The sequence below is a fragment of the Sedimenticola selenatireducens DSM 17993 genome, from assembly GCF_000428045.1.
GTDB lineage: Bacteria > Pseudomonadota > Gammaproteobacteria > Chromatiales > Chromatiaceae > Sedimenticola > Sedimenticola selenatireducens.
Genome location: NZ_ATZE01000007.1, coordinates 115,814 through 138,754 on the forward strand (window position 1 = coordinate 115,814; position 22,941 = coordinate 138,754).

Genomic DNA, 22,941 nt, shown 5'->3' on the forward strand with positions numbered 1-22,941 from the left:
ATTTGAGACAGATTTTCCGATCTTTCGAGGCGAATAGTGAACCTATTCAACGAGAAAGATCGGAGAATATGGCCAAATCCGGCTCTTCCGCAGTAGATTAGTGTTAAGTCCGACAGACTCCTAGGCACGGGGGTGATGGAGGCCGGCGGGTTACTGGCTTACCAGTATCTTACGCGTCCGGTATCCACGTGAACGAAATTGGACTGGGTGTAGAGACCGACACCACCTGCTTTCAGCGATTTGGCGGCGCGGTGGAGCTGTTTGATGTCACATCCGGATAGACGGATATCGAGGGCCTTGCCATCCATGTGCAGGCTGCGTTTGGCAACGCCATTGCTGTTTTGGCGCAACATTCTGTTGGTCTTGGGGGAGCGGTAGCCTGAGATGATGTGAAATTCGCCACGGCAGCCGATACGGGCCTGTACCTGGTGCAGCAGGTCGAATAGCCGCGGGTCCATTTTGTGCTGGTCGCCGGTGCGGTGATCACGCAACAGGTGATTGATCTCTTTCAGTCCGTCCCGAATGTACTCGCCATCGGCCCAATAGGTAACCTTGGTGCGTTCTCCCGTATGCAGGTGATGCAGCGCCAGCACGCGTTCAGGTTTCTTGGCAATGTTGGCGAAGGCGTTGGGAACTACCAGAACGGCCGCAGCTGCGGCACAGCCACTGAGGAATCCGCGTCGACTGAGGGTGGGTGTCTGCAGTTCTGATTTTTTTGTTGGCTCAAACATCATGAAGCCGGGTTCCCCAATGCATACGGCTGACTTGCTTGTTTTATATCGAAAAAATTTTGTCGATGCTATACGAAGAGGCCGCTCATTGCCAGCCGTGTGAGCCCTGTCACGCTGTGGGCGTGCCGGATCGAAGAGTTGTCGCTAATTAGGGAAGGAGGTTTCTTCCGCTTCCTGATGGGCAAACTTTTTATCCTGGGAAGGGTATAACTGCCCCAGGCTCAGGATCAGTGGGCGGTCGAGATCGTAGATGTCGGGACGGAACTGGATCTGTCCCGCCGGGTCAACCCAGGCCGTGAAATAGACCAGAAACACATCTATCGGGTTGGCTAGTCTGAAGTAACTGCTTTCACGGGATTCCAGCTGACTGGTGAAGGAAGAGGCTGTTTCGAGATCGCCTTGGGGCAGCAACTGATGAACGAATCCCCTGATATCCTGGACTCGCACACAACCGGAACTGAAGTCCCGGACGGGCTGTTCAAACAGTCTCTGGGCCGGGGTGTCGTGCAGGTAGATGGCATAGGGATTGGGCATGTGGAATTTAATCCGTCCCAGGCTGTTGCCGTCGCCTGGACTTTGGCGCAACTGAAACGGGAAGTTGTATTTGTTGTATTGCCCCCACTCGATCATGGCCGGATCCTGCTCCACCCAGTTGTCCCCCTCCCGTTGTTGGACCTGGATGTTCTTGCGTAAAAGGTATTCAGAATCACGGCGCTGTTCCGGGAGCAGGTCTTCCACGGCTATGCGTCGTGGTATGGTCCAGGTCGGGTTCAGTACCAGGTGAGTCACGCGTGTGGCGAAAGACGGGGTATTGCGCATGGGGCGGCCGATAATGGTGCGCTTTTCCATCTGTATCTGGTCATGCTCCACCAGTTGCACCAGATAGCCGCCGATATTGACCAGAATGTAACGATCACCAAGCTGTTGCGGCAACCAGCGCCAGCGCTCCAGGTTTGACTTTATCTGGGCGATGCGTTGTTCGATGGGAATATTCAGAGCGTTGCGTGTCTCGGGGCCGATGATGCCATCCTGCTTGAGGCCGTGCGATTGCTGAAAGCGTTCGACGCTCTGCTGCAACCGGGGGTCGTAGATTCTGTCATCAATGGGCGATTCGCCCGTTTCAAGTTCTTCCGAGGCGATGAGTCGTTGACGCAGCAGTGGTATCAGGTCGTGATGCTCGCCGGGGCGTATCAAGGGCGCTTCGGGAAGTCCGGGCCAGCCACCTCGGTCGGCTATACGGCGATAGTCAGACAACGCCCGCAGCAACTGGTGATAGCTTTGGGATCGCGGGCTCAGGCTTTGCAATACAGACACCGGGTCCAAATTGACCACCGCCTGATCCAGCAGTCGTGAGGCATCTATCTGTTCCACGGGTATTTTCCACAGCGGGTCCACTTCGCCTGGATCGAGCTGTCCCTGGGCGAGGTGCCGGCTCAGCCGGAGAAATGCATCGGTCAGCAGCAGGTCGCTACGAATGATCTGCTGAATTTTGTCGAGGTGCCGGGTATCGAGGCTTTGGGCGTGATAAAAACCAGGGTCGAACCCGAGCTCCGCACTGCCCATGATATAGCGTTTCAATGCACTGCCCGCCTCACTGATCAGGCCCGCCGCATCATGCCACAACAACCGGTTGCCGTAGTTGCTATAAATCTGCCGCAATTGTGACCAGTCCGGGGAGGGGCGTATCGGCAGCGACTCACCGGTGGTGAGCTGCTCCTGCAACGAGCCAGTGAGCACGGACGTCGTGATCTCTTTCTCATCGGCGCCGCTCGGACCAAGGAAAGCCATCAGTGCCAGTAGTACCAGCAGATGCAGACGGTAGTGAAAGTTAATCTCAGTCATGGTCCTTTGGAACAACAGCGGGTGGAGACATAGGTGCGCAGAAGTGCCTGCTCTGCCTGATAGTATAGATCGCAGCGGGATTGAGTATAACCGGGGAAGTCTCCTCAAAGTGGGCGGGAACTGATTTATATCACGACCGCCAACTGTTGCTATAGTCCCTGATCTGATTCGGCGAGCTCGATCAGCGGCTGTCTGCAGGAGCGGCAGTGGTAGCTTTGACCCTGCAATACCCGGTTGTGGCGGATGCTGCTGAGTTGGTGGGTACGGCAGTCGCAGTGATAGGGATAACGCTTCAATGTGCGTCGGCTGGAGCGGCTGACGTCGTAGTTGTGGCAGCGCGAGGCCTCGGCACCGAACAGCTGCATCACCTGGCGCCACTCCGGGCCGTGAGGTCTGATCTTTTTTCCGAACAGGCGGCGGGCGACGATATGCGCCACTTCGTGCGGCACGGTGTGCTTGAGAAAATCATCCCGGTTCTCGGTCAGCAGCAGCGCATTGAAGCGGATGACGGGGGTGGAACGGGCCGGAAAGATGGCCATCCCGGCCGCCTTGCCGGTGAGGTCAAATCGGACAATCACCTTGCCCGGGTCTTGTTGGAAGCGGTTGCCGGCAGTTGCCAGTAGTTGTTGAGTCAGGGCTTCCACTTCCTGATGCAGTGCGGTCTCAGACATCCGGGCAGATTACACCATCCGGTGAGAGATGGCATTGCCCTTTGTGGGAAGTTGCAGCGGGCGCCATCGGCGTCTGTCGAATCTATTCAATCAGCAGCACAATCAGTTCCACCGGGCCGTGCACGCCATAGGCCAGGGTCTGCTCGATATCCGCGGACTTGGAGGGGCCGGAGATCAGCAGGGCATTGGTCGGCATGCCGTCCTGCCAGTTTTCGTTGGCAATGGCATCGGCAAAAGTGTTGTGCAGCTTGTCTGCTTCCACCACCGCGATATGCACCGGTGGCACCAGGGAGAAGGTGCGCGGCTCTTCCGGGGTGGGCCAGAGGATCATCGCCCCCACCTCGGCTATGGCGCTGCGGGTGGAGGTGATGGCGGCATCGATGTCGAAGAACAGCTCCTCTTTCCAGCCATCCACATCCACTTCACGGGTGACCAGTTCCGGCAACTCTTCGCCTGCCCGCCAGGCGCTCTCAATCTTTTCCGCCAACGGTCCGGCCGGGGCGTAGAGCAGATTTTTCAGCTGTTTCTCTTTCACCAGTTTGGCCAGTTGTTCCGGCCAGTCGGCAGCGGTGACCCGGTGCACTTCGGTCCTCACTGAGCGCATCGCCTTGCAGAACAGTTCGATACGTTGTTGCCGATTCCAGTCAGGTGAATTGAAACCGCGATCCAGATCCACCGGGGGCTTTTCCGCATTTCTGGCGCGCAGCCGGGCCAGAATGTTGTCACGTGCCTTACTCATGGTCAAAACCCTCTTCCCGGGCCAGTTGGTGTAATGATTTCGGGGCGATTTTCGGGGCTGTGCGCACCCGGGTCCAGGGACCGATCTTGTTGGGTATGGCGCCACGGAACAGGCTGGCCAGCCGGGTGCCGCTGCGATACACAGCAGGATTGGCATGCGCCCAGCTCCACAGTTTCCAGATCATCGCCTCCTTGCCGGAACGCTGCGAGCCCTGGCCGTTGGTGGCGCCGGTATGGTCGTCCCGCACCTGCTCATAGCGCAACCGGTGCAGCAGCTTCGGTAGCGGGATTTTCACCGGGCAGACCTCGCCGCAAGCACCGCACAGGGTGGAGGCGGTAGGCAGGACGCCGAACTTGTCCAGGCCGAATTTCTGCGGTTCTATACATGAGCCGATCGGACCGGGAATCAGCGAGCCGTAGGCGTGGCCGCCGATGCGGGTGTAGACCGGGCAGTGATTCATGCAGGCGCCACAGCGGATGCAGCGCAGGCTGTCGAACAGTTCGTCATCCTCGTAGATCTTGGAGCGCTGGTTGTCCAGCAGCACCAGGTGTACCTCCTTGGGTCCATCCCGTTCACCCGGTTTGCGCGGTGAGCTGATCATGTTGAAGTAGGTGGAGATGTGCTGGCCGCTGGCCGAGCGGGTGAGCAGTTTCAGCAGGGGCGGGACATCCGACAGCTTCTCCAATACCTTCTCGATGCCGGTGACGGCGATATGTACCGGCGGTACGGTGGTGCACATGCGGCCGTTGCCCTCGTTCTCCACCAGGCAGAGGGTGCCGGTCTCCGCCACGGCAAAGTTGACTCCGGAAAGACCGATCTCCGCCTCGTAGAACTTGCTACGCAGAACCTGGCGCGCGCTGCGGGTCATGGTCTCGATATCCTCGCTGTAGGGGATGTCGGGATGCTTGGCCTTGAACAGCTTGGCGATCTCCTGTTTGCTCTTGTGGATGGCCGGGGCAATGATGTGGGAGGGCGTCTCATGATCCAGCTGGATGATGTATTCACCCAGGTCGGACTCGATGCAGCTCTTACCCTGGGCTTCGAGGAAATGATTCATCTCCATCTCCTCGGAGACCATCGACTTGCCCTTGATCATGCGCGTGGCGTTATGCCGTTCCATGATCTCCAGCACAATCCGGTTGGCCTGCTCGATGGTCTCGGCCCAGTGCACCTGGATGCCGTTGCGGGTGCAGTTGGCCTCCAGTTGCTCCAGTAGCTCCGGCTGTTTGGCCAGGGCATTGGCGCGGATCTTCGAGCCGAGGACGCGCAGCTCTTCCATGAAGGACTTGTCGGGAAAGGCGTTGCTGCGCTTCTCCATCAGCCCGTCCATGGCGATACGGAAATTGCTGCGTAGTTGCGGGTTGTTCAGCGCCTCCTGTACGCGCTGGTCGAATTCAGCTTTTTGTTGCATGGGTACGCTCCCAGAGGAAACTGGCAATGTGCTGGCCCTTGATGTGATGGTTCCGGGGTCCGATGCCCTGGTGTTCCATGTGCCCGGTGATGTTCATCAGGCAGCCGCAATCGCCACTGACCAGTTGGTCGGCACCGGTATCGCTGATGGCCTGGGCTTTGTCTGCCACCATGGCGGCGGAGATGTCCGGATGCTTGACCGCAAAGGTGCCGCCGAAACCGCAGCACTCCGCCTTGCGAGCCTGCTCCACCAGCTGCACGTTGCCGAGCTGGCGCAACAGCGCCTCGTGCTCATCGGCAACGCCCATCTCGCGACGTGCCGAGCAGGCGGTGTGCAGGGCGACCTTGACGGGTTCGCCGAGATCCTTCAATTCAATCTTCAACACATGCACCAGGAATTCGGTCAGTTCGAACACCCGTTGCGAGAATTCATTCACCAGGGCTTCTTCGGGCTTGCCCTTGAACACCTCCGGGTAGTGGTGACGCATCATGCCGGCGCAGGAGCCGGAGGGGACCACAATGGGATAATCCTTGGGGAAGCAGCGGATCTGGTTCAGCACCACCGCCCGGGTCTCATTGCGGTAACCGGAGTTCCAGGCCGGTTGTCCGCAGCAGGTCTGGTCCTGTGGGAAGATCACCTGGACCCCTTCCCGCTGGATCAGCCGCATGCCGGCCAGCCCGGCCTGGGGATAGAGCAGGTCGATCAGGCAGGTGCCGAAAAAATAGACCTTTTCGGGCCTGTCCGGATAGTGCTGGATCAGAGACATAGTGGCTCCCGAGTAGTGTGAATCAAAAAGTTAATACGCAAATAATAGAATGTGCTGAGCGCAGTTTTGTAGGGTGGATAAGCTGGTAGGCGCATCCACCATTGTTGCGGTGGATGCGCTGTCGCTTATCCACCCTACGAAATCACATCCTACAGGATAACAGCCAATCGTTATGTTGACAGGCCGCGCAGGGAGCGCTGCTTGCGCACCTCTTCACGGTCAATCTGCTGTAGCGACTCCTCCACAAATACCAGATGCTCCTGCGCCGCCTGGCGTGCCTTCTCGGCATCGCCCTCGACAACGCTGTTCATCAGCCGTTCATGCTGGTGACTGAGCGGCTCGAATACCCGGGGCAGGGTGTAGAGCTTGTCCAGATTGTGCGAGATGCTGCTCTGGAGCAGGGTGAACAGCCCGCGCATTACATGCAGCAGCACCAGGTTGTGCGACGCCTCGACGATCGACAGATAAAAGGCGGCGTCGGCACGCGCCTCGTCCATGGGATCGGGGCTGCCGTGGTTTTTTATCATCACATCGAAACAGCGCCTGATCTTCTCCTTGTCTTCACCGGTGCCGCGCAGGGCCGCGTAATAGGCGGCCGTTCCCTCCAGGGCGTGGCGGATCTCCAGTACATCGAAGCGTGATTCCGGCATCTCCCTGAGCAGGGTAATCAACGGATCGACAAACGACGGCTCCAGCGATTCACATACATAGGTCCCGCCGCCATGGCGGGTGCTGAGGAGACCCTTGCTGTTGAGTTTTTGTATCGCTTCACGCAGGGAGGGTCTTGATACCTCCAGTCGCTGAGCCAGGTCACGCTCGGCCGGGAGTTTCTCTCCAGGTTTGAGATCGCCCTCTGCAATCATCGTCTCCAGCTTTTCTGCAATCTGGTCAGAAAGTCGTTGCTGTTTCATGTTGCGGTCTCTGCTTCCTTACAACTGGTAAGACCAATTGTTTTTGAGTTTAGATGGATTTGTTAAAAAAGAGAAGTCCTGGGGGGCTATTTTATCAAATTTTCAACAAAAATAACGCAGTAAGGAGGGTATATATAGGGTGTGAACGGCCTGATATTTTCTCTTTCCGAATGTTTGACATTACAAATTCCATGGGTTATTAATAAATTGGCCTGACCAATTAACCAGTTTGTCAGGCGACAGGATGGCCTTGTCAAATCGTCTCGGGATTGTGATCCGCGCAGGGTAGAAGCCGGAGAGAAGACGGTTGATCGGGAGGCCGTCACCCTGTTTCCCCATTGGAGTGAGAAAAAAACGATGAATCGAAAATTGATCTCTGTAGTGTCTGCTGCTGCCCTGGCCCTGAGTGTTGCCAGCGGTGCCGTATTGTCGGCAGAAAAGAAAACCCTGTTGAAGGTGCCGGTCTATTTCGGCACCCACCTGACCGGTCTGGGCAGTACCCCGAAGTGGCTGGCCGATCAGCTGAATGTCGCCAGTGGCGGCAGTGTCAAGATCAAGGTTTATGAGCCGGGCAAGCTGATCCCGCCCAAGGAGATCCTGGAGTCGGTCGCCAGCGGCAAGGTGAATGCCGGCTATACCACACCGGGTTACAACACCGGGGTGCTGGGTGCGAAGGGCGGCATCTTCTCGGCCGTGCCTTTTGGTCCCGATGCCCCGGAATTCCTTGCCTGGATCTACTACGGCGAAGGCCGCAAGCTGTGGCAGGAGATGTACGACAAGAAAGGACTCAACGTGCACTCCATCCCCTGTGGCATCACCGCGCCGGAGACTTCCGGGTGGTTTAACAAACCGATCGATAAACCGGCCGATCTGCAGGGCCTGCGCATGCGCTTCTTTGGTCTGGGGGCGCTGGTGATGGAGAAGATGGGCGTCTCCACCAGCCTGTTGCCCTCCAGCGAGATCTTCCCGGCGCTGGAGAAGGGCGCGATCGATGCAACCGAATTCTCCATGCCGGCCATCGACAAGCTGCTCGGTTTCCACAAGATCCTCAAGTTCAACTACTACCCCGGCTGGCATCAGCCGGCAACTGTGTATGAACTGCTGGTGAATGGCGATACCTGGAAGGGTATGGGTGAGACCCAGCAGGGTCTGCTGGAGATGAGCTGCAAGGCCGCCATGCTGGATGGCCTGGCACTGGGGGAAGCGATCCAGTTCCCGCAGATGAAGGAGAATCTCCAGAAGAACGGCGTGGAGAACCGCTACTGGTCTCCCGAGATCCTGGATGCATTCGAGGGTAAGTGGAACGAGGTTGTGGCAGAAGAGTCGGCCAAGGACCCTGAGTTCAAGGCGATCTGGGACAACATGCAGAGCTTCCGCAGCGACTACGCCATCTGGAACAAGTGGGCCTTCCTGCCCCGTCCGGGCACTGTGCGCGAGCAGTAAACTGCTACAGGAGGGGCCCGGGTTTCGGGGCCCCTCTTTTTTTATCCGCCCCATTTATCCCCCTATCTGCGTGACGATGCGTGGGTGGAATATTCCTGGAATTTATCGAGGCAAGAGATGAATCAACCCAACGATCTGGAATACCGCATTCCCATCGTCGATGCCCTGAATGGATTTGTGCAACGTATCGGCCAGGTGATGGCCTGGAGCAATGTGCTGCTGATCGGCATAATCCTGGTTCAGGTCGTCCTGCGTTACGGCTTCAATCACGGACTGGTTTATCTGGAGGAGCTGATCTGGCACATCTATGCCGTCGGCTTCATGTTCGGCCTCAGTTTCGCCATTACAAATGATTCACACATTCGTGTGGATATCGTGCATATGAACCTCTCCCGCGCCAATCAGCACCGCTGGGAGATCTTCGGCATCCTGTTTCTGCTGTTGCCCTTCATTGTGGTGATCTTTCTGCACAGCCTGGAGTGGGTCTACTACGCCTACGAAACTGGTGAGAGCTCCGCCAACCCCACCGGCCTGCCTTATCGCTGGGTGGTTAAATCGGTCATCCCGCTCAGCTTTGCCCTGTTGTTTATTGCGACCATCGCACGCCTGGTGCGTGAGGTTACGCTGCTGTTGCATCTGGCCCGGGAGCCGGAGGAGGCCTATCCGGGACGCGTCTCCATGCTGCGTCACCTGTTTCAGGTGCAGGAGCAGGGCAGTGGTGACACCAGCGACAACCATCAGCGCGGGGAGGGCTGAGCCATGGAGATGAACGAGATCCTGGTTATCGCGATGTTCGTCAGTTTCATCGCGCTGCTGTTTACCGGTTTTCCGGTCGCCTGGGCGCTGGCCGGTATCGGTGTGCTGTTTGCCGGTGTGGGTTATCTGGCGGACAACCACCTGGATACCATGACCGGCCTGGACTATTCCACCCTGGGCCTCGCGGTGGGGCGTATCTTCGGCATCATGGACAACTGGGTGCTGGTGGCCCTGCCGATGTTTATTTTCATGGGCCTGATGCTGGACAAATCGGGTGTCGCCGAACGCATGATGCACGCCATGCAGGGGCTGTTCGGCCGGGTCCGTGGCGGGCTGGCCATAGCGGTCACCCTGATCGGTATTATCCTGGCCGCCTCCACCGGTATTATCGGGGCCTCGGTGGTGTTGCTCGGTGTGATGTCCCTGCCGGTGATGATGCGTCAGCAATACAGTAAGACCCTGGCACTGGGCACCGTTGCCGGTGCCGGTTGTCTCGGTATCCTGATTCCGCCCAGCATCATGCTGGTGATCATGGGAGATCAGATGGGCCTCTCGGTGGGTGATCTGTTTATGGGTGCCGTGTTTCCCGGCATCATCCTGGGGATCTTCTATATGCTCTATATCCTCGGTTTCTCTTTCTTCCGTCCCGCCGCGGCGCCGCTCGCGGACAATGCCCAGGCGGTCAGTCTCGCGGTGGTCTGGAGCGTGTTGAAGACCATTCTGCCGCCAGCGGCCCTGATCCTGGCAGTGCTGGGTTCCATCTTCGCCGGTATTGCCACGGTAACCGAGGCCAGCGGCATTGGCGCGCTGGGTGCCATCATCATGGCCGCCAGCTATCGTCAGCTCAGTTGGTCGGTCATGAAAGAGGTGGTGATCAACACCTTCAACACCTCGGCCTATATCTTCGCCATCTTTGTCGGTGCCACGGTGTTTGCCCTGGTGCTGCGGGAGCTGGGTGGTGATGAGCTGATCGAGTCTACCCTGACCGGCCTGCCGTTCGGGCCCTACGGTATTATCGCCTTTATTCTCGGCGTGGTATTTCTGCTCGGCTTCTTCCTCGACTGGATCGAGATCAGCCTGATCATCCTGCCGCTGCTGGCGCCGGTGATCAAGGGGCTGGGGCTGGATATCGACGGCCACGGGGTGGTGGACAATCCCGAACTGGTCTGGTTTGCCCTGCTGGTGGCGGTGACCCTGCAGACCTCGTTCCTGACGCCGCCGGTCGGATTTGCCCTATTCTATCTAAAAGGGGTCTGTCCACCGGGCATTTCCCTGATGGATATCTACAAGGGGGTGATTCCATTCATTGTGCTGCAGCTGCTGGGTCTGCTGGTGGTGGCCTTCTTCCCCGAGGTGGTGACCTGGCTGCCGTCGGTGGCTTATGGTAAGTAAGGCAAAGGTTTTCTGATGAGTGATGGTTGTGGGTTATTAACCCTTGGATACAGGTAAGGCATGTCAGCGGACTACACGGCATTAAAGCGCGAACTGGGATATTTCATCGGCGACGACCGGTTGATTGATGACCCGCTGCGCACCCTGGCCTACGGCACCGATGCCAGCTTCTACCGGTTGATACCGAAACTGGTCGTCAAGGTGAATGACGAGGCCGAGATGGTGCGGATTCTGGCGGCCGCCCACCGTTTCAACACACCGGTTACCTTCCGGGCGGCCGGTACCAGTCTCTCCGGGCAGGCGATCAGCGATTCGGTGCTGTTGCTGCTCTCGGGCGACTACTGGCGGGGCTATAGCATCAGTGACGATGCGGTGATTATTCGCCTGCAACCGGGGGTGATCGGTGCCTGGGCCAATAGTTACCTGGCTTCCTATCAGCGCAAGATCGGTCCTGACCCGGCCTCCATCAACGCGGCCAAGATCGGTGGCATCGCCGCCAACAACGCCAGCGGCATGTGTTGTGGCACGGCCCAGAACAGCTACCACACCCTCGCCAGTCTGCGCCTCATCCTGGCCGACGGGACGGTACTGGATACGGCAGACCCGCAATCGGTCACCGCTTTCCGGGATTCCCATGACGAGTTGTTGAAGTCACTCTCCGTGCTGGCGGCTGAAACGCGCAACAATCCCACACTCGCCGAACGTATTCGTCACAAGTACCGGTTGAAAAACACCACCGGTTACAGCCTCAATGCACTGATCGATTTTGCTGATCCGATTGATATCCTGCAGCACCTGATGATCGGCTCCGAGGGAACGCTCGGCTTCATTTCGGAGATCGGTTACCGCACGGTGGTGGATCACCCCTGCAAATCCACCGCCCTGATCCTGTTTCCCACGGTGGAGATCGCCTGCCAGGCGGTGGCGCTGCTCAAGCAGGCCCCGGTGACGGCGGTGGAACTGATGGACCGCGCTGCCCTGCGTTCAGTACAGGATAAGCCGGACATGCCGGCCTACCTGCATGCGCTGGATGATGAGGTGGCCGCCCTGCTGGTAGATGTGCGCGCCGCCGATCCGGAGACGCTGAAACTCCAGGTGGCGGAGATCCTGGCGGTGCTGAAAAATATCCAACTGGTGCGCGAGGCTGAGTTCACCTTCGATTCGGTGGCCTATCAGGCGTTGTGGAATATTCGCAAGGGGCTGTTCCCGGCGGTGGGGGCGGTACGTACCACCGGCACCACGGTGATTATTGAAGATATCGCCTTTCCGGTACCGCAACTGGCGGCGGCGGTCAGGGGGCTGCATCAGTTGTTCGAGAAATATCACTATCACGAGGCGCTGATCTTCGGGCACGCCCTGGAAGGCAATCTGCACTTTGTCTTTACCCAGGATTTTGGCACCGCCGCCGAGGTGCAACGTTACCAGGGTCTGATGGACGAGGTGTGTGCGCTGGTGGTGGGCGAGTACGGTGGATCGCTGAAGGCGGAACACGGCACCGGTCGCAACATGGCTCCATTCGTGGAGATGGAGTGGGGCAGCGATGCCTATCGCCTGATGTGGCAGCTCAAGCGGCTGTTCGATCCGGCCAATCTGCTCAATCCCGGCGTCATCCTCAACGCGGATGCCGAGATTCATCTGAAGAATCTCAAACCGCTGCCACCGGCTGACCCGCTGATTGACAAGTGCATCGAGTGCGGTTTCTGTGAGCCGATCTGCCCCTCGCGCAATCTCACCCTGACACCACGCCAGCGCATCGTCTCCTGGCGCGAAATCTCGCGGCTGAAAAAGAGCGGTGAAGATGCCCAGCGACTTGCGCGCTTTGAACACGACTTCGCCTATCAGGGGCTGGATACCTGTGCGCTGGATGGACTCTGCGCCATCGAGTGTCCGGTGGGCATCGATACCGGCAAGCTGACCAGGCAGATTCGCCAGTCACAACATGGCAGCGCCGCGGCACGTATTGGTGATTGGGTGGACAGGCACTTCTCCACGGTTGCCGCTACGACCCGTGCCGGTCTCCGGCTGGCGGCACTCTCCCAGGATCTGCTGGGTGACCGGCTGATGGGCAAAACCAGCGGCCTGATGCGACGCCTGAGCGGTGAACGTATCCCGCAATGGAATCCGGCCATGCCGCGCGCCGCCGGCAAGCTGCCGGCATCGGTTACCGATGTCCCCGGGCGCAACGGCACGGTGGTCTATTTTCCCAGCTGTGTCAGCCGCACCATGGGACCGGCCAAGTCCGATCCCTTTCAGGCCGATCTGCATCAGGTGATGCAATCGCTGTTGTACAAGGCCGGCTACCGGGTGATTATCCCCGAACGTCCGGAGGGGCTCTGTTGCGGCATGGCGCTGGAGAGTAAGGGGTTGTTGGCGCAAGCGGACCAGAGTCTGCTGCGGCTGGAGCAGGCTTTGTGGGCTGCCAGTGAACAGGGCCGCTATCCAGTCCTGTGCGATACCAGCCCTTGTACCTTCCGCATGCTCGAACAGATCAGGCAACCGTTGCAGATACACGAGCCGGTGGGCTTCATCAATCGCTACCTGTTGGAACACCTGCGGCGCACATCGCAAATGGCGAGTGTGGCGCTGCACATCACCTGCACCAGCCGCAAGATGGGTCTGGCCGATGAGATGCGCCGGCTGGCGCAACAGTGCGCGCAACAGGTGTTCCTGTCCGAGGACAAGGGCTGCTGCGGATTTGCCGGCGATAAGGGATTCACCCGTCCCGAGCTGAATGCTTCGGCACTGAAACGGCTGAAGGCGTCGCTCCCGGCAGATTGTGAAATGGGCATATCCAACAGCCGCACTTGCGAGATCGGGCTGTCGCTGCATGCCGGTCTCTCTTATCAGTCCATCGTCTACCTGGTTGATCGATGTTTCGAGGCAGAGTATCCCGCTTGATTTGATGGCTGGTCATCAATGGGTGAAGTGTGGATACTAGCGCCTTTTAAAATTCAATCAGTAGCATTCGGATCGTCCCTTCCATGCAACAGATATTCAGCATTGTCTTTCCCATTTTCGCCATCGTCCTGGTGGGCTATCTTTATGGACGCCGGCATGCGCCGGATATGGCGGCAGCCAATCAGCTCAACCTGGATATCTTTGTCCCGGCGCTGATTTTTCATGTGCTGTCACAGAAGAGCTTTGAGCTGGGTGCCTACCAGGAACTGGCATTGGCATCACTGCTGGTGGTGTTGGGTTCCGGGGTGCTGGCCTGGGGCGTGGCCCGTTTGCTGAAGTATGAGGCCAAGACCTTTGTGCCGCCCATGATGTTCTCCAACTCCGGCAATATGGGACTGCCACTGGCGCTGTTCGCCTTTGGTGAGGCGGCGCTACCGGCGGCAGTGGTGTTGTTTATTGTCGAGAACACGCTGCATTTCAGTATCGGCATGAAGATGCTGGATCACCGTACCTCGCTGATCGGTATTCTGCGTATCCCCATGGTGCTGGCGACGGTTGCCGGTATCGCCTTCAGTCTCACCGGCTGGGTGCTGCCCAATGTGTTGTCGGTTTCCATTGAGATGGTGGGGCAGGTGGCGATTCCCCTGATGCTGTTTTCCCTCGGTGTGCGCCTGACCGGGGTGGATCTTCGGGACTGGCGCATCGGTGTCATTGGTGCCCTGGTCTGTCCCGCCACCGGTCTGATTATTCTATTGATGATCACCCCCTTCCTGGACCTGCCCGCACTGCAGTACGGACAACTGCTGGTGTTCAGTGTATTGCCCCCTGCGGTGCTCAACTTCATGGTGGCGGAGAAGTACAACCAGGAGCCGCGCAAGGTCGCATCAATTGTCATGCTCGGCAACCTCGGCAGTCTGCTGGTGATTCCGCTGGCATTGGCCTATATCCTGGCGCAGAACGGGTTGTGATTCAGCATTGCGGTTGGATTCACTCGACCGGGGCTGCGGTGTAGCTGTTCCGTTTCCCAAAACTTCATCCGACGCCGCTCACCTGCTTCGGCCGGGATCAGGTAGCTGAAACTTGCGGCGATACATTTTCGGTGTCATGCCGGTGATACGTTTGAACAGCCGGCGAAAGAATGCCGGATCTTCGTAGCCTACCCGCCAGCTGATCTCGTCCACCGGGGTATCTGTCTCCTCCAGCTCAGATTTGGCTTGGGTGATTCTCAACTGCTGGACATAGTGGATTGGGCTGAGCCCGGTTGCCTGACAGAAACGGCGGCTGAATGTGCGCGGTGAGAGTCCCGAATTCTGCTGTGCCCGCTTCAACGGACGGGGCAGGTGGCTGTGCGCTTGCAGCCATTGCTGGGCGGCGAGGATGACACCGTCGCCATGCTGGCGGTTGTCCTGGAAGATTATGTAGGGCGCCTGTCCATCGGTGTGGCTGTTGAGCAGGAAAAACTTGGCTATGACGCGAGCGGCCTGCGGTGAGCTGTAGCGGGCAATCAGGTAGAGCACCAGGTCGTGCCAGGCGGCTGAGGCTCCGGACATGATGATGCGGTTGGATGCACCGGTTATGAGCAGTACCTTGTCGATGTTCAACCGCACCCTGGGGAAGTGCTCGCGGAACAGGGCCTCGAAGGCCCAGTGCTGGGTGGCTTCATGGCCATCCAGCAATCCGGTTTCCGCCAACAGCATGGCACCGGTGCAGGCGGAGCAGATCAGGCTGCCCCGTTGATGCATGCGCCTGATCCATTCGGTCAGGTCGGGGTAGGGGTCCCTGGGCCAGTTGGAAGTCAGCAGATAGAGCGATGGAATGATCAGCACATCGGTCTGGTCCACCTTGCTCAGTCGGGTCTGCATCGGCAGAGGCATGCCCATGACGTTCGTAATGATGTTGCCGCCAGGTTCGGCGCACTCCAAAACCGAATCCGGTACTACCACATTGGCGCGGAATGACACTGTATCCGGTACCATGTGAGCGACGCTGTTGAGCACACCGTGTAATCCACCCAGAGCGGAGACATCCACCTCGGGTGTCGCCACCAGACTGACATGGATTGTTCGTTGGTCGGGCATATTCCCTCCCACGCTGGCTGAAATGCCCCGGTTCTGCCCATTTTGCCTCTTACCCCCACGAGACTCAATTGGCATGCTGATACCTACTGTCAGACGAGTCCGCCTGCCCGGTGGGCGGACGGGAGGTTCGCAATGGATGGTCAATATTCGGGATCGTCGGCGGAGATCTACGAACGGCACTTTGTGCCCGCGCTGTTTCGCCAGTGGGGGAATATCATGGTCGACCGGTTGGGCGTTGGCCTGGGAGACCGGGTGCTGGATGTGGCTTGCGGCACCGGCGTACTGGCCTGTGCTGCTGCTACTCGCGTGGGGAATGATGGCTGCGTGGTGGGGCTGGATATCAATCCCGAGATGCTTGCCGTCGCCAGACGAAAAAATACCGTCATTGACTGGCAACAGGGACCGGCCGAGGCGCTTCCGTATGAGAATGGGAGTTTTGACCGGGTGGCCAGTCAGTTCGGTTTCATGTTTTTCGAGGATCAGGCAGGCGCCTTGCGGGAGATGCTGCGGGTGCTGCGGCCGGGCGGACAACTCGCCGTTGCGGTCTGTGATGCGCTGGATCATTCGCCCGGCTATGCGGTACTTGCGGAACTGCTGCATCGGCTGTTCGGCAGCGCCGTGGCCGACGCTTTCCGCGCCCCCTTCAGCTGCGGGGACCGGGAGCTGCTGCTGTCCCGCAGTGCGCAGGCGGGCATTACTGCCGCCGGTTGCCGAAGGGTGGCGGTCACTCGACATGACGGACTGGTTGAATTTCCCTCCATTAAGGCGTTGGTTTCCACTGAACGAGCTTGTGTCTGGACCCTGGGTGGGCTGCTCGATGACCGGCAGTTCGAACGACTGACGAGCAAGGCAGAGGAGTCCTTGCGGCCGTTTGTAGAAGCGGATGGGCATGTCCGTTTCAACATGCCGGTGCTGATTTTGAGCGCCACCCGTTATGGCGAGGCTTCGGGCTAGTGGTCCGGATTACCGGATGGTAAGGGGCATGCTATTGCGTCAGCATTGAATCTATATACTCTTTTAGTGCGATTGCGTTGTTGTATTGTCGCTCTTTTGATCCATACAGAAGCATGACAGTTGGCTTGTCAAGGTAGTTTACGAGCTCACTTACCGCCTCGGAATTGTTGTCGAGTTCGGCAAAATACCGCTTCTTGAATTCAGGCCACTTTGGGATGTCATGTTGATACCATTTTCTAAGTTCATTTGATGGCGCGACAGCCTTCAGCCAAACATCAATTTTCGCGTCATCTTTTGACAAACCTCTTGGCCATAATCGATCAACCAATATCCTGAATCCGTCCTTTGAATCCGGTTTGTCGTACACACGTTTAACTAGAATTTTCATAGATTGAATTTCATCCTATATTGCATACAACATTAGGACATCCTTCGACTGTTATTGCTGATTTTTGGCGTTTCATTGGCGTAGGCAAAAACGTTTCCCACCCCACCTGGTTATAAATGCACTTTATTAAGTGGTTGCTTCCCATTTTTATAAATGTGAACTGACGCACCGATTGTCTGAAAAGCTTACTGTATTGATAGGTTTACTGGAATTAGACCGGTTCAAAATATGAAGCGGTCAGATAGCAATCAAGGTGCAGGAATCAAAGGGAATTAGAAATTAGTTCCAGCTCGGAGTTATTCAATCAGGGGCGGTATCTCACATTTCCTCCAGAAGAGGACAGATCAATGACAAATAACTTGTCTTACGTGCGCACCCAAAAAGAACTACCGGCATCGAAAAAGACCTTTTCAGAATTTCGTCAGCGAATCAAAGAACTAGCTCCACTTGTATTGATTGCGGTTGCGCTGGCTATCATCATACCAGGCGAGGCCGATGCCTCTGTCACGCTTGATAGTGCCGTATGGAATACAGCGAAAGAGCGGCTAACAGTAAGAGGCACGAGTGATGAGGATTTTGATATTCAAGTGGTCAATGCTTTTGATCACAATCTGGTTATCGGCGAGGATGATCCCAACAGAAGGGGTAGGTGGAAAGTTACAGAGCGTGATCTGGAAATTGTGCCCTGCCGCATTAGCATATTTGAGGCCGGGACCGACAATAATCTGGGTGAAGCCGATGTAACAAACGCGCCGGCAGATTGTTACCCAAAGGTTGTGGTCGAGCCACCACCCGTCGAACCGCCGCCGGTTGAGCCACCTCCGGTTGAGCCACCTCCGGTTGAGCCGCCAACAGACCCTTCCAGTAACGTCTCTATCAACTCTACCAGCCAGAATGGTTTACCTTGGACTCCCGTCGAGGAACAGCCACTCATCATCGGACAGAATTACAAGGTCTTCGCCATTAATGACCTGGGAATGCATTGCGGTGACTTCGATACCCGAATCTCAAGTATCCTGCCGCCGTTCAATGTCCTGCATGCGACGGTCATACAAAGGGGCGTGGAGCCGAACGTCCTTACTCCCGCAGACGGTGTGAGTGTGGTTTATTCGGCGGCCTCCAACCCGAATGATCCGATTCTGACAGGGGTTAACTCCGCGGGTACCGGGCCGGTTTATTCGAGCATGCTGGCAGATGGAACGGTCTATAAAACCAATTTCTGGGAGGTGGCGAGAGAGGCATACGACGCCTTCTATCCGCCAATGATACTCCCGGCATTCTACCCGGCGGGTGCCAATATTCTGGACCTGGGATTACCCATGCCCAATGTTGAACGCTTCTATCTCGGTGATGGTGCACTGACAGCCGATCAGCAATCCATGCCGGGCCGTCATGCTCCCTATCTGGATAATCTGGTTGAACTGTTTGAGGCCTACGTGGTGGATCAACCGTTCTTCATGAATCCGGCATTCCGGTTTGGTTATGTCTCGGAGGGCGTCAACTGGTATGAGGCCGCGGGCATTCCTGTATCCGCTTTTGATGACTACGGTCGTGAAAACCCCTGGCCCCTGTATCGGGTGCAGGCCCATGATGCGAGCGGAAATATCCTGGCAACGAATGATACTGTCGTGCCAATCTCCGGCGAGGCCAACTGCGGCGCCTGTCATGGTGCGACCGTTGATGGTGGCAATGGTGCTGCCACGGACCGCCTGGTCCAGGCGGGTATCGAAGTCGCCACGGTTCTGGATGATCCCAAGCTGGATGAGGTTCCGCTGGAAGTGAGCAAGGAGTATGCGGCCGACGTCAATCTGCTACGCCTGCATGACCTGAAGCATGGGTCAGGTATTGCGCAACCCAAATACACACCTGACCTGGTTGATCAGACACCGGTTGTCTGCCAGTCCTGCCACTACACACCGGCGCTGGACCTGGCTCAACTCGGGCCGCTGGGGGAAGAGAATGATCCTGGAAACTCGCTCCATAATGGACGCGACCAGATAAAAAACAAATCGATGTCCAATGTTATGCACAGCCATCACGGCACTGTCACGGATAAAGATGGCAATCGGTTGTTCCCGGACATGCCGGCGATCGAAAAGGATGAAAATGGTTTCGTGCTCAATGTGGTGGAGCGCCGGCAAGTTCTTGAAGAGACCTGTTACCAGTGCCATCCCGGTCGACGTAGCGACTGCCTGCGCGGCGCAATGGCCAATGGCGGCATGCTCTGTCAGGATTGCCACGGCAGCATGGAGCAGGTCGGCAATGATTTCACCCGAAATGTAACACCGGACAACCCCGGCGCCTTTGAGCTGGGTGGTGACTTCTACACCAATGCCGATCAGCCCCGTGTACCCTGGGCGAATGAGCCGGGTTGTGGTTCCTGTCATACCGGTGATGCAGTGGACAATATGTCTGGGCATGCCGATGTCATGGTTAATCCTGGTAACAGCGCTGGAGCCACTGATGGCATACGGCTGTTACAGGCCTATCTGACCAATGATCCGAAGGCGACCCCTATTGTTCCGACCAACAAGCGTTTTGCTGAAAATGTCATCACCGCAGAGAATCCCGCTGTGATCGATGCTGCCCAGGAGGCCGGTACCGATCCGGCTGATGATCCACGGGTCGGTAACCCGATGCTCTACCGGGTAAGTACCGGGCATGAGGGTATTTTCTGTGAGGCGTGCCATGGTGCGACTCACGGTATTTGGCCAAACAAGAACCCCGAGGCCAATGACAATGTGGCGGCCGTTCAACTCCAGGGGCATCGTGGGACGATCACCGAGTGCAGCACTTGTCATGACGCACGGGCCTTCGAGGACAGTGGCAAATTCGAGCTGACCATGAATGGCCCCCACGGTATGCATCCGGTGGGCAGTCGTCACTGGAACACGCACCACAAGAAGGCCCAGGAAGATGGTCCGAGGAACAGCTGCCAGGCGTGCCACGGTACTGACGGTCAGGGTACGGTGCTCTCGGCAATGGCAACCAACCGGATTCTGGAATGTAAGGACGACGAGGGGCAATTCTGTGCCGATGAGGGTCCTAAAGAGTTTCCGAAAGGTCACCAGGTCGGCTGCGCGGATTGTCATGAAAATGAGATCTGATTGATCTGTGTAATGAGCAGTCTTACTGCTTATGCCCTATAACACCCCTCTCCCTCAGGGAGAGGGGTGGGTGGGACCCGCCAGCGCGGGCATATCCATGGCATAAATACTGTCGATATTTTTTACAAAATAGTCTAATTGTTCTTAATAATAAAAATAATTAACTGAGCATCTGTTTGATTCCCAATAGTATATTTTTCTTGGCTCGTTATTTGCTGAAGTGCATGTCAGGCATTAATACTCTAAATCTGAACTGCATTGCGGGAAATAATAATGAAAATACTTTTGTGTGGGGTCATTTGGATCGCAACGCTGCTACCTGTCACTGTTTCGGCTTCTGTAATCTACAGCTTTGGTAACGGAGGCGATGGTAGCACCTCACATACGGTATCGGTTGACGGTCTGACCGTCGAGGTCTCGGGATATGATACCGATTACAATGCAACCACGAACACCGGTACGGCCGCCAATATAAACCGTCATGCCAATGGCTGGGGCATCCAGACCGATCCGGCTGATCACAGGATTGGTCTGGATGAAGCGATGGTATTTGACTGGGCATCAAAAACCGTCTCGCTTTTGTCGAGTGTGGTGTTTGAAAGAGGCGGTACCCCAATCGAATTGTTCGATCTGTATATAGACGGATTACTTGTTTTGAATGATTTTGCCGTCACGCCGGATCTTGCTGGAAGCAATTTTGTTAGCCTGGATATGAGCGGTTTTGCCCTTTCAGGATCCCGGTTTGCCTTTGTCGGACAAACACCAACCACTAACGGTGATGGTAACCAGGGCATTAGAATTCAACAGTTGGAGGTGGCTGTGGTTTCTGAGCCCTCAATCCTTATTCTCATGAGTGTAAGTCTTCTGGGACTTGGTTTGGTCAGGCGCAGAACGCAGGGTTGAATCCCACAGCGCGGGCACGTTTATCGTGCCCGCGTCGCTATTCGCTAAATAGATCACCAGCCGCCGTAAAAAGCCCGATCTGTTTCCGCATTGATGATCCCCGCAACATCGTTGCCAGGTTGTCTATTCCCGAAGTTTGCGTTTCGACCCTTTTATCTATCCGGGACGATTACAGTCCGTCGTACAGGTATTTAGGGTCAGTGAATAAATGACCCAATGCCAGGCTCGGTTTTACACGGATCCCAATTACTTTGCCTGGCTTGCTATATTTTAGTGGCCAATCGTTCCTGAAAAAATATGAATTACCCCTACGCCCGAAATAATCAGTCCCATACCTATTATGGCGGGGATATCCGGGATCTGTTTATACAGCAATGCACCAGCAATGGTGATCATGACGATGCCGGCGCCTGACCAGATTGCATAAGTAATTCCTACCGGTATGGTTCTTAAAACCAGGGTCATGAAATAAAACGCAAAGCCATAGCCAACAATAACCACCAGGCTTGGATATAGCTTAGAGAACTCTGCGGATGCCTTCAGTGCACTTGTTGCTACAACCTCTGCAATGATAGCAATAGCCAAATATATGTACGCCATATCTTTTTCTCTGGAATCCGGTTTTTGGATTAGGGTCAATCAGGTCGTGTCGGTTGTCATAGGTTCGCCCGACTGTGTTACTTGATAAGCCCGAGTATTTCCTTGAACTCGGTGGCTCGACAGTCACCCACCAGCTCATACAGACACATCTCGACACTGGTCTTCCCGGCACCTTTGGAAGTGAGTTTGGAAATGGCGATTTCTTTATTGGATAGTGCTCTGGAAGAGACGCAATCACAAACCAGTTCGATTTCATACCCGAGGCGAATCAGGCTCGATACGGTCTGGTAAACACAAATATGTGCTTCAATACCACATACCAGCCATGTGGTGACATTCGACTGTTTTACGGCTTTGTCAAATGCCTCCGAACCACAACCATCGAACATATATTTGGTTATTGGCTCAAGCGGAGTTAATGCTTCACTAATCTCCGGAATCGTCGCGCCCAGTTTTTCCGGGTTTTGCTCCAGCCACAAAATGGGCATATCGAGGGCCTTCATGCCCTTGATTAAAGCTACCGCATTTGCGACTAGCCTGTCGCTGTCATGAACAATATTTGCCAACTTGCCTTGTATATCTATAACAATAAGACCGGTGTTGTCTCTTCTTAACATGAGTGCCTCTATGGCTTTCGCATTATAACGGTAGAGTCTTGACGGGTGGGCACAGAAGTCGCGTCTACCCCGGCGGTAAATGGGCCTGTTTTTCTGTTACTCACGTCAATCTGGGATTGATTATATAAGTGCCTGTGAGACTGGCGCTGGCCAGCACATGACCTTCAATGGCCGCGAGCGCCTCGGGGCCGCCAAAACGGCCGCTGAGTCCGCAGCCCTCAATATCCAGTGCGTAGAGCGTGAAGTGGTAGTGGTGCACAATGCTGTCGTTCCAGGGAGGGCAGGGACCATCGTAGCCGTAATAGTCTCCCGCCATGTCGGCATCACCCGCAAACCAGTCGGTGTAGTTGTTGATGCCACGAATGCCCCCGGCAGGTGAGGGGCCTCCCGGCTTTCCCTTCGCCGTGACCCCGTCGGCATCAGCAGCGGCAGCAATCTGTCGCTGATCGGCTGGGATATCCACCAGCACCCAGTGATAAAAATCGACCCGGGGCAGGTCGGCCGGTACTTCGCGCCCCTCCTGGTTCACGTCATCCGGTTTGCTAGGTACATCCGGGTCGTGGCAGATCAGGACAAAAGAGCGCGTTCCCTCAGGGACGTCATCCCAGCTCAGGCCCGGATTCTGATTGCCGGCAAGTGCCACGTGACTGTTTTTGTCATGCTTGCCAAAGGCATTGGTTACGGGGATGGGCCGGTTATCCTTGATCTGGTCGCTGGTCAGTTTCATCGAATTC

Annotated in this window: 20 protein-coding genes; 8 read left to right on the forward strand and 12 right to left on the reverse strand. The window is 56.5% G+C overall.

What is annotated here, in order from left to right; genetic code table 11:
• Positions 1 to 158: 158 nt before the first annotated feature.
• The 7 genes from mepK to A3GO_RS0106050 all read right to left on the reverse strand — a co-directional run bounded on the left by mepK (position 159) and on the right by A3GO_RS0106050 (position 7,071).
• The gene (mepK, locus tag A3GO_RS0106020) at positions 159 to 734 is read right to left on the reverse strand and encodes a peptidoglycan L,D-endopeptidase MepK (protein ID WP_029132642.1); all 576 of its coding nucleotides are present in this window, start codon (positions 732 to 734) and stop codon (positions 159 to 161) included.
• 141 nt (positions 735 to 875) lie between these two features.
• Positions 876 to 2,573: a L,D-transpeptidase family protein gene (locus A3GO_RS22755; protein WP_051301886.1), complete on the reverse strand. Its 1,698-nt coding sequence runs from the start codon at positions 2,571 to 2,573 to the stop codon at positions 876 to 878.
• A 149-nt stretch (positions 2,574 to 2,722) separates the two neighbouring features.
• Complete coding sequence (locus tag A3GO_RS0106030) at positions 2,723 to 3,244, reverse strand: SprT family zinc-dependent metalloprotease (protein ID WP_029132643.1); 522 nt, start codon at positions 3,242 to 3,244, stop codon at positions 2,723 to 2,725.
• 82 nt (positions 3,245 to 3,326) lie between these two features.
• Positions 3,327 to 3,983 (reverse strand): LutC/YkgG family protein, encoded by a 657-nt coding sequence (locus A3GO_RS0106035; protein ID WP_029132644.1) that lies wholly within the window; start codon positions 3,981 to 3,983, stop codon positions 3,327 to 3,329.
• A complete protein-coding gene (locus A3GO_RS0106040; protein WP_029132645.1) occupies positions 3,976 to 5,394 on the reverse strand; it encodes a LutB/LldF family L-lactate oxidation iron-sulfur protein in 1,419 nt (472 codons plus the stop codon). Before A3GO_RS0106040 ends, A3GO_RS0106035 begins: the two co-directional genes overlap by 8 nt.
• Complete coding sequence (locus tag A3GO_RS0106045; protein WP_037374757.1) at positions 5,378 to 6,160, reverse strand: (Fe-S)-binding protein; 783 nt, start codon at positions 6,158 to 6,160, stop codon at positions 5,378 to 5,380. The genes A3GO_RS0106040 and A3GO_RS0106045 overlap by 17 nt, the downstream gene beginning before the upstream one ends.
• A gap of 170 nt (positions 6,161 to 6,330) precedes the next feature.
• On the reverse strand, positions 6,331 to 7,071 hold the full coding sequence (locus A3GO_RS0106050) for an FCD domain-containing protein (RefSeq protein ID WP_029132647.1): 741 nt from the start codon (positions 7,069 to 7,071) through the stop codon (positions 6,331 to 6,333).
• Between the two features lie 357 nt (positions 7,072 to 7,428).
• On the opposite strand from A3GO_RS0106050, the gene A3GO_RS0106055 reads away from it, so the two are divergent.
• The 5 genes from A3GO_RS0106055 to A3GO_RS0106075 all read left to right on the forward strand — a co-directional run bounded on the left by A3GO_RS0106055 (position 7,429) and on the right by A3GO_RS0106075 (position 14,528).
• The gene (locus A3GO_RS0106055; protein ID WP_029132648.1) at positions 7,429 to 8,514 is read left to right on the forward strand and encodes a TRAP transporter substrate-binding protein; all 1,086 of its coding nucleotides are present in this window, start codon (positions 7,429 to 7,431) and stop codon (positions 8,512 to 8,514) included.
• Between the two features lie 117 nt (positions 8,515 to 8,631).
• Complete coding sequence (locus tag A3GO_RS22760; RefSeq protein WP_084609829.1) at positions 8,632 to 9,270, forward strand: TRAP transporter small permease subunit; 639 nt, start codon at positions 8,632 to 8,634, stop codon at positions 9,268 to 9,270.
• A gap of 3 nt (positions 9,271 to 9,273) precedes the next feature.
• Entirely contained in the window at positions 9,274 to 10,662 is a 1,389-nt protein-coding gene (locus A3GO_RS0106065) for a TRAP transporter large permease (RefSeq protein WP_029132649.1), read from the forward strand.
• Between the two features lie 60 nt (positions 10,663 to 10,722).
• On the forward strand, positions 10,723 to 13,560 hold the full coding sequence (locus tag A3GO_RS0106070; protein WP_029132650.1) for an FAD-binding and (Fe-S)-binding domain-containing protein: 2,838 nt from the start codon (positions 10,723 to 10,725) through the stop codon (positions 13,558 to 13,560).
• Between the two features lie 83 nt (positions 13,561 to 13,643).
• On the forward strand, positions 13,644 to 14,528 hold the full coding sequence (locus A3GO_RS0106075; RefSeq protein WP_157606735.1) for an AEC family transporter: 885 nt from the start codon (positions 13,644 to 13,646) through the stop codon (positions 14,526 to 14,528).
• A 78-nt stretch (positions 14,529 to 14,606) separates the two neighbouring features.
• Here the strand turns inward: A3GO_RS0106075 and A3GO_RS0106080 are convergent, their stop codons facing one another.
• Positions 14,607 to 15,638, reverse strand: a complete 1,032-nt coding sequence (locus A3GO_RS0106080; protein ID WP_029132652.1) for a GlxA family transcriptional regulator — start codon at positions 15,636 to 15,638, stop codon at positions 14,607 to 14,609.
• Between the two features lie 132 nt (positions 15,639 to 15,770).
• Here A3GO_RS0106080 and A3GO_RS22765 point away from each other — a divergent pair, with 132 nt between their 5' ends.
• The gene (locus A3GO_RS22765; RefSeq protein ID WP_037374758.1) at positions 15,771 to 16,592 is read left to right on the forward strand and encodes a class I SAM-dependent methyltransferase; all 822 of its coding nucleotides are present in this window, start codon (positions 15,771 to 15,773) and stop codon (positions 16,590 to 16,592) included.
• Between the two features lie 31 nt (positions 16,593 to 16,623).
• On the opposite strand, the gene A3GO_RS0106090 is transcribed toward A3GO_RS22765, so the two are convergent.
• A complete protein-coding gene (locus A3GO_RS0106090; RefSeq protein WP_029132653.1) occupies positions 16,624 to 16,980 on the reverse strand; it encodes a DUF488 domain-containing protein in 357 nt (118 codons plus the stop codon).
• 347 nt (positions 16,981 to 17,327) lie between these two features.
• Here A3GO_RS0106090 and A3GO_RS22770 point away from each other — a divergent pair, with 347 nt between their 5' ends.
• Entirely contained in the window at positions 17,328 to 20,087 is a 2,760-nt protein-coding gene (locus tag A3GO_RS22770; protein ID WP_051301887.1) for a hypothetical protein, read from the forward strand.
• Positions 20,088 to 20,360: 273 nt separating this feature from the next.
• The gene (locus tag A3GO_RS0106100) at positions 20,361 to 20,990 is read left to right on the forward strand and encodes a PEP-CTERM sorting domain-containing protein (protein ID WP_029132654.1); all 630 of its coding nucleotides are present in this window, start codon (positions 20,361 to 20,363) and stop codon (positions 20,988 to 20,990) included.
• A 270-nt stretch (positions 20,991 to 21,260) separates the two neighbouring features.
• Here A3GO_RS0106100 and A3GO_RS0106105 read toward each other — a convergent pair whose 3' ends face one another.
• From A3GO_RS0106105 to A3GO_RS0106115, 3 genes are all read right to left on the reverse strand, one after another.
• Entirely contained in the window at positions 21,261 to 21,590 is a 330-nt protein-coding gene (locus A3GO_RS0106105) for a DMT family transporter (RefSeq protein ID WP_029132655.1), read from the reverse strand.
• A gap of 77 nt (positions 21,591 to 21,667) precedes the next feature.
• The gene (locus A3GO_RS0106110) at positions 21,668 to 22,207 is read right to left on the reverse strand and encodes a hydrolase (protein ID WP_029132656.1); all 540 of its coding nucleotides are present in this window, start codon (positions 22,205 to 22,207) and stop codon (positions 21,668 to 21,670) included.
• 100 nt (positions 22,208 to 22,307) lie between these two features.
• A complete protein-coding gene (locus A3GO_RS0106115; RefSeq protein WP_029132657.1) occupies positions 22,308 to 22,934 on the reverse strand; it encodes a YbhB/YbcL family Raf kinase inhibitor-like protein in 627 nt (208 codons plus the stop codon).
• Positions 22,935 to 22,941: the final 7 nt, after the last annotated feature.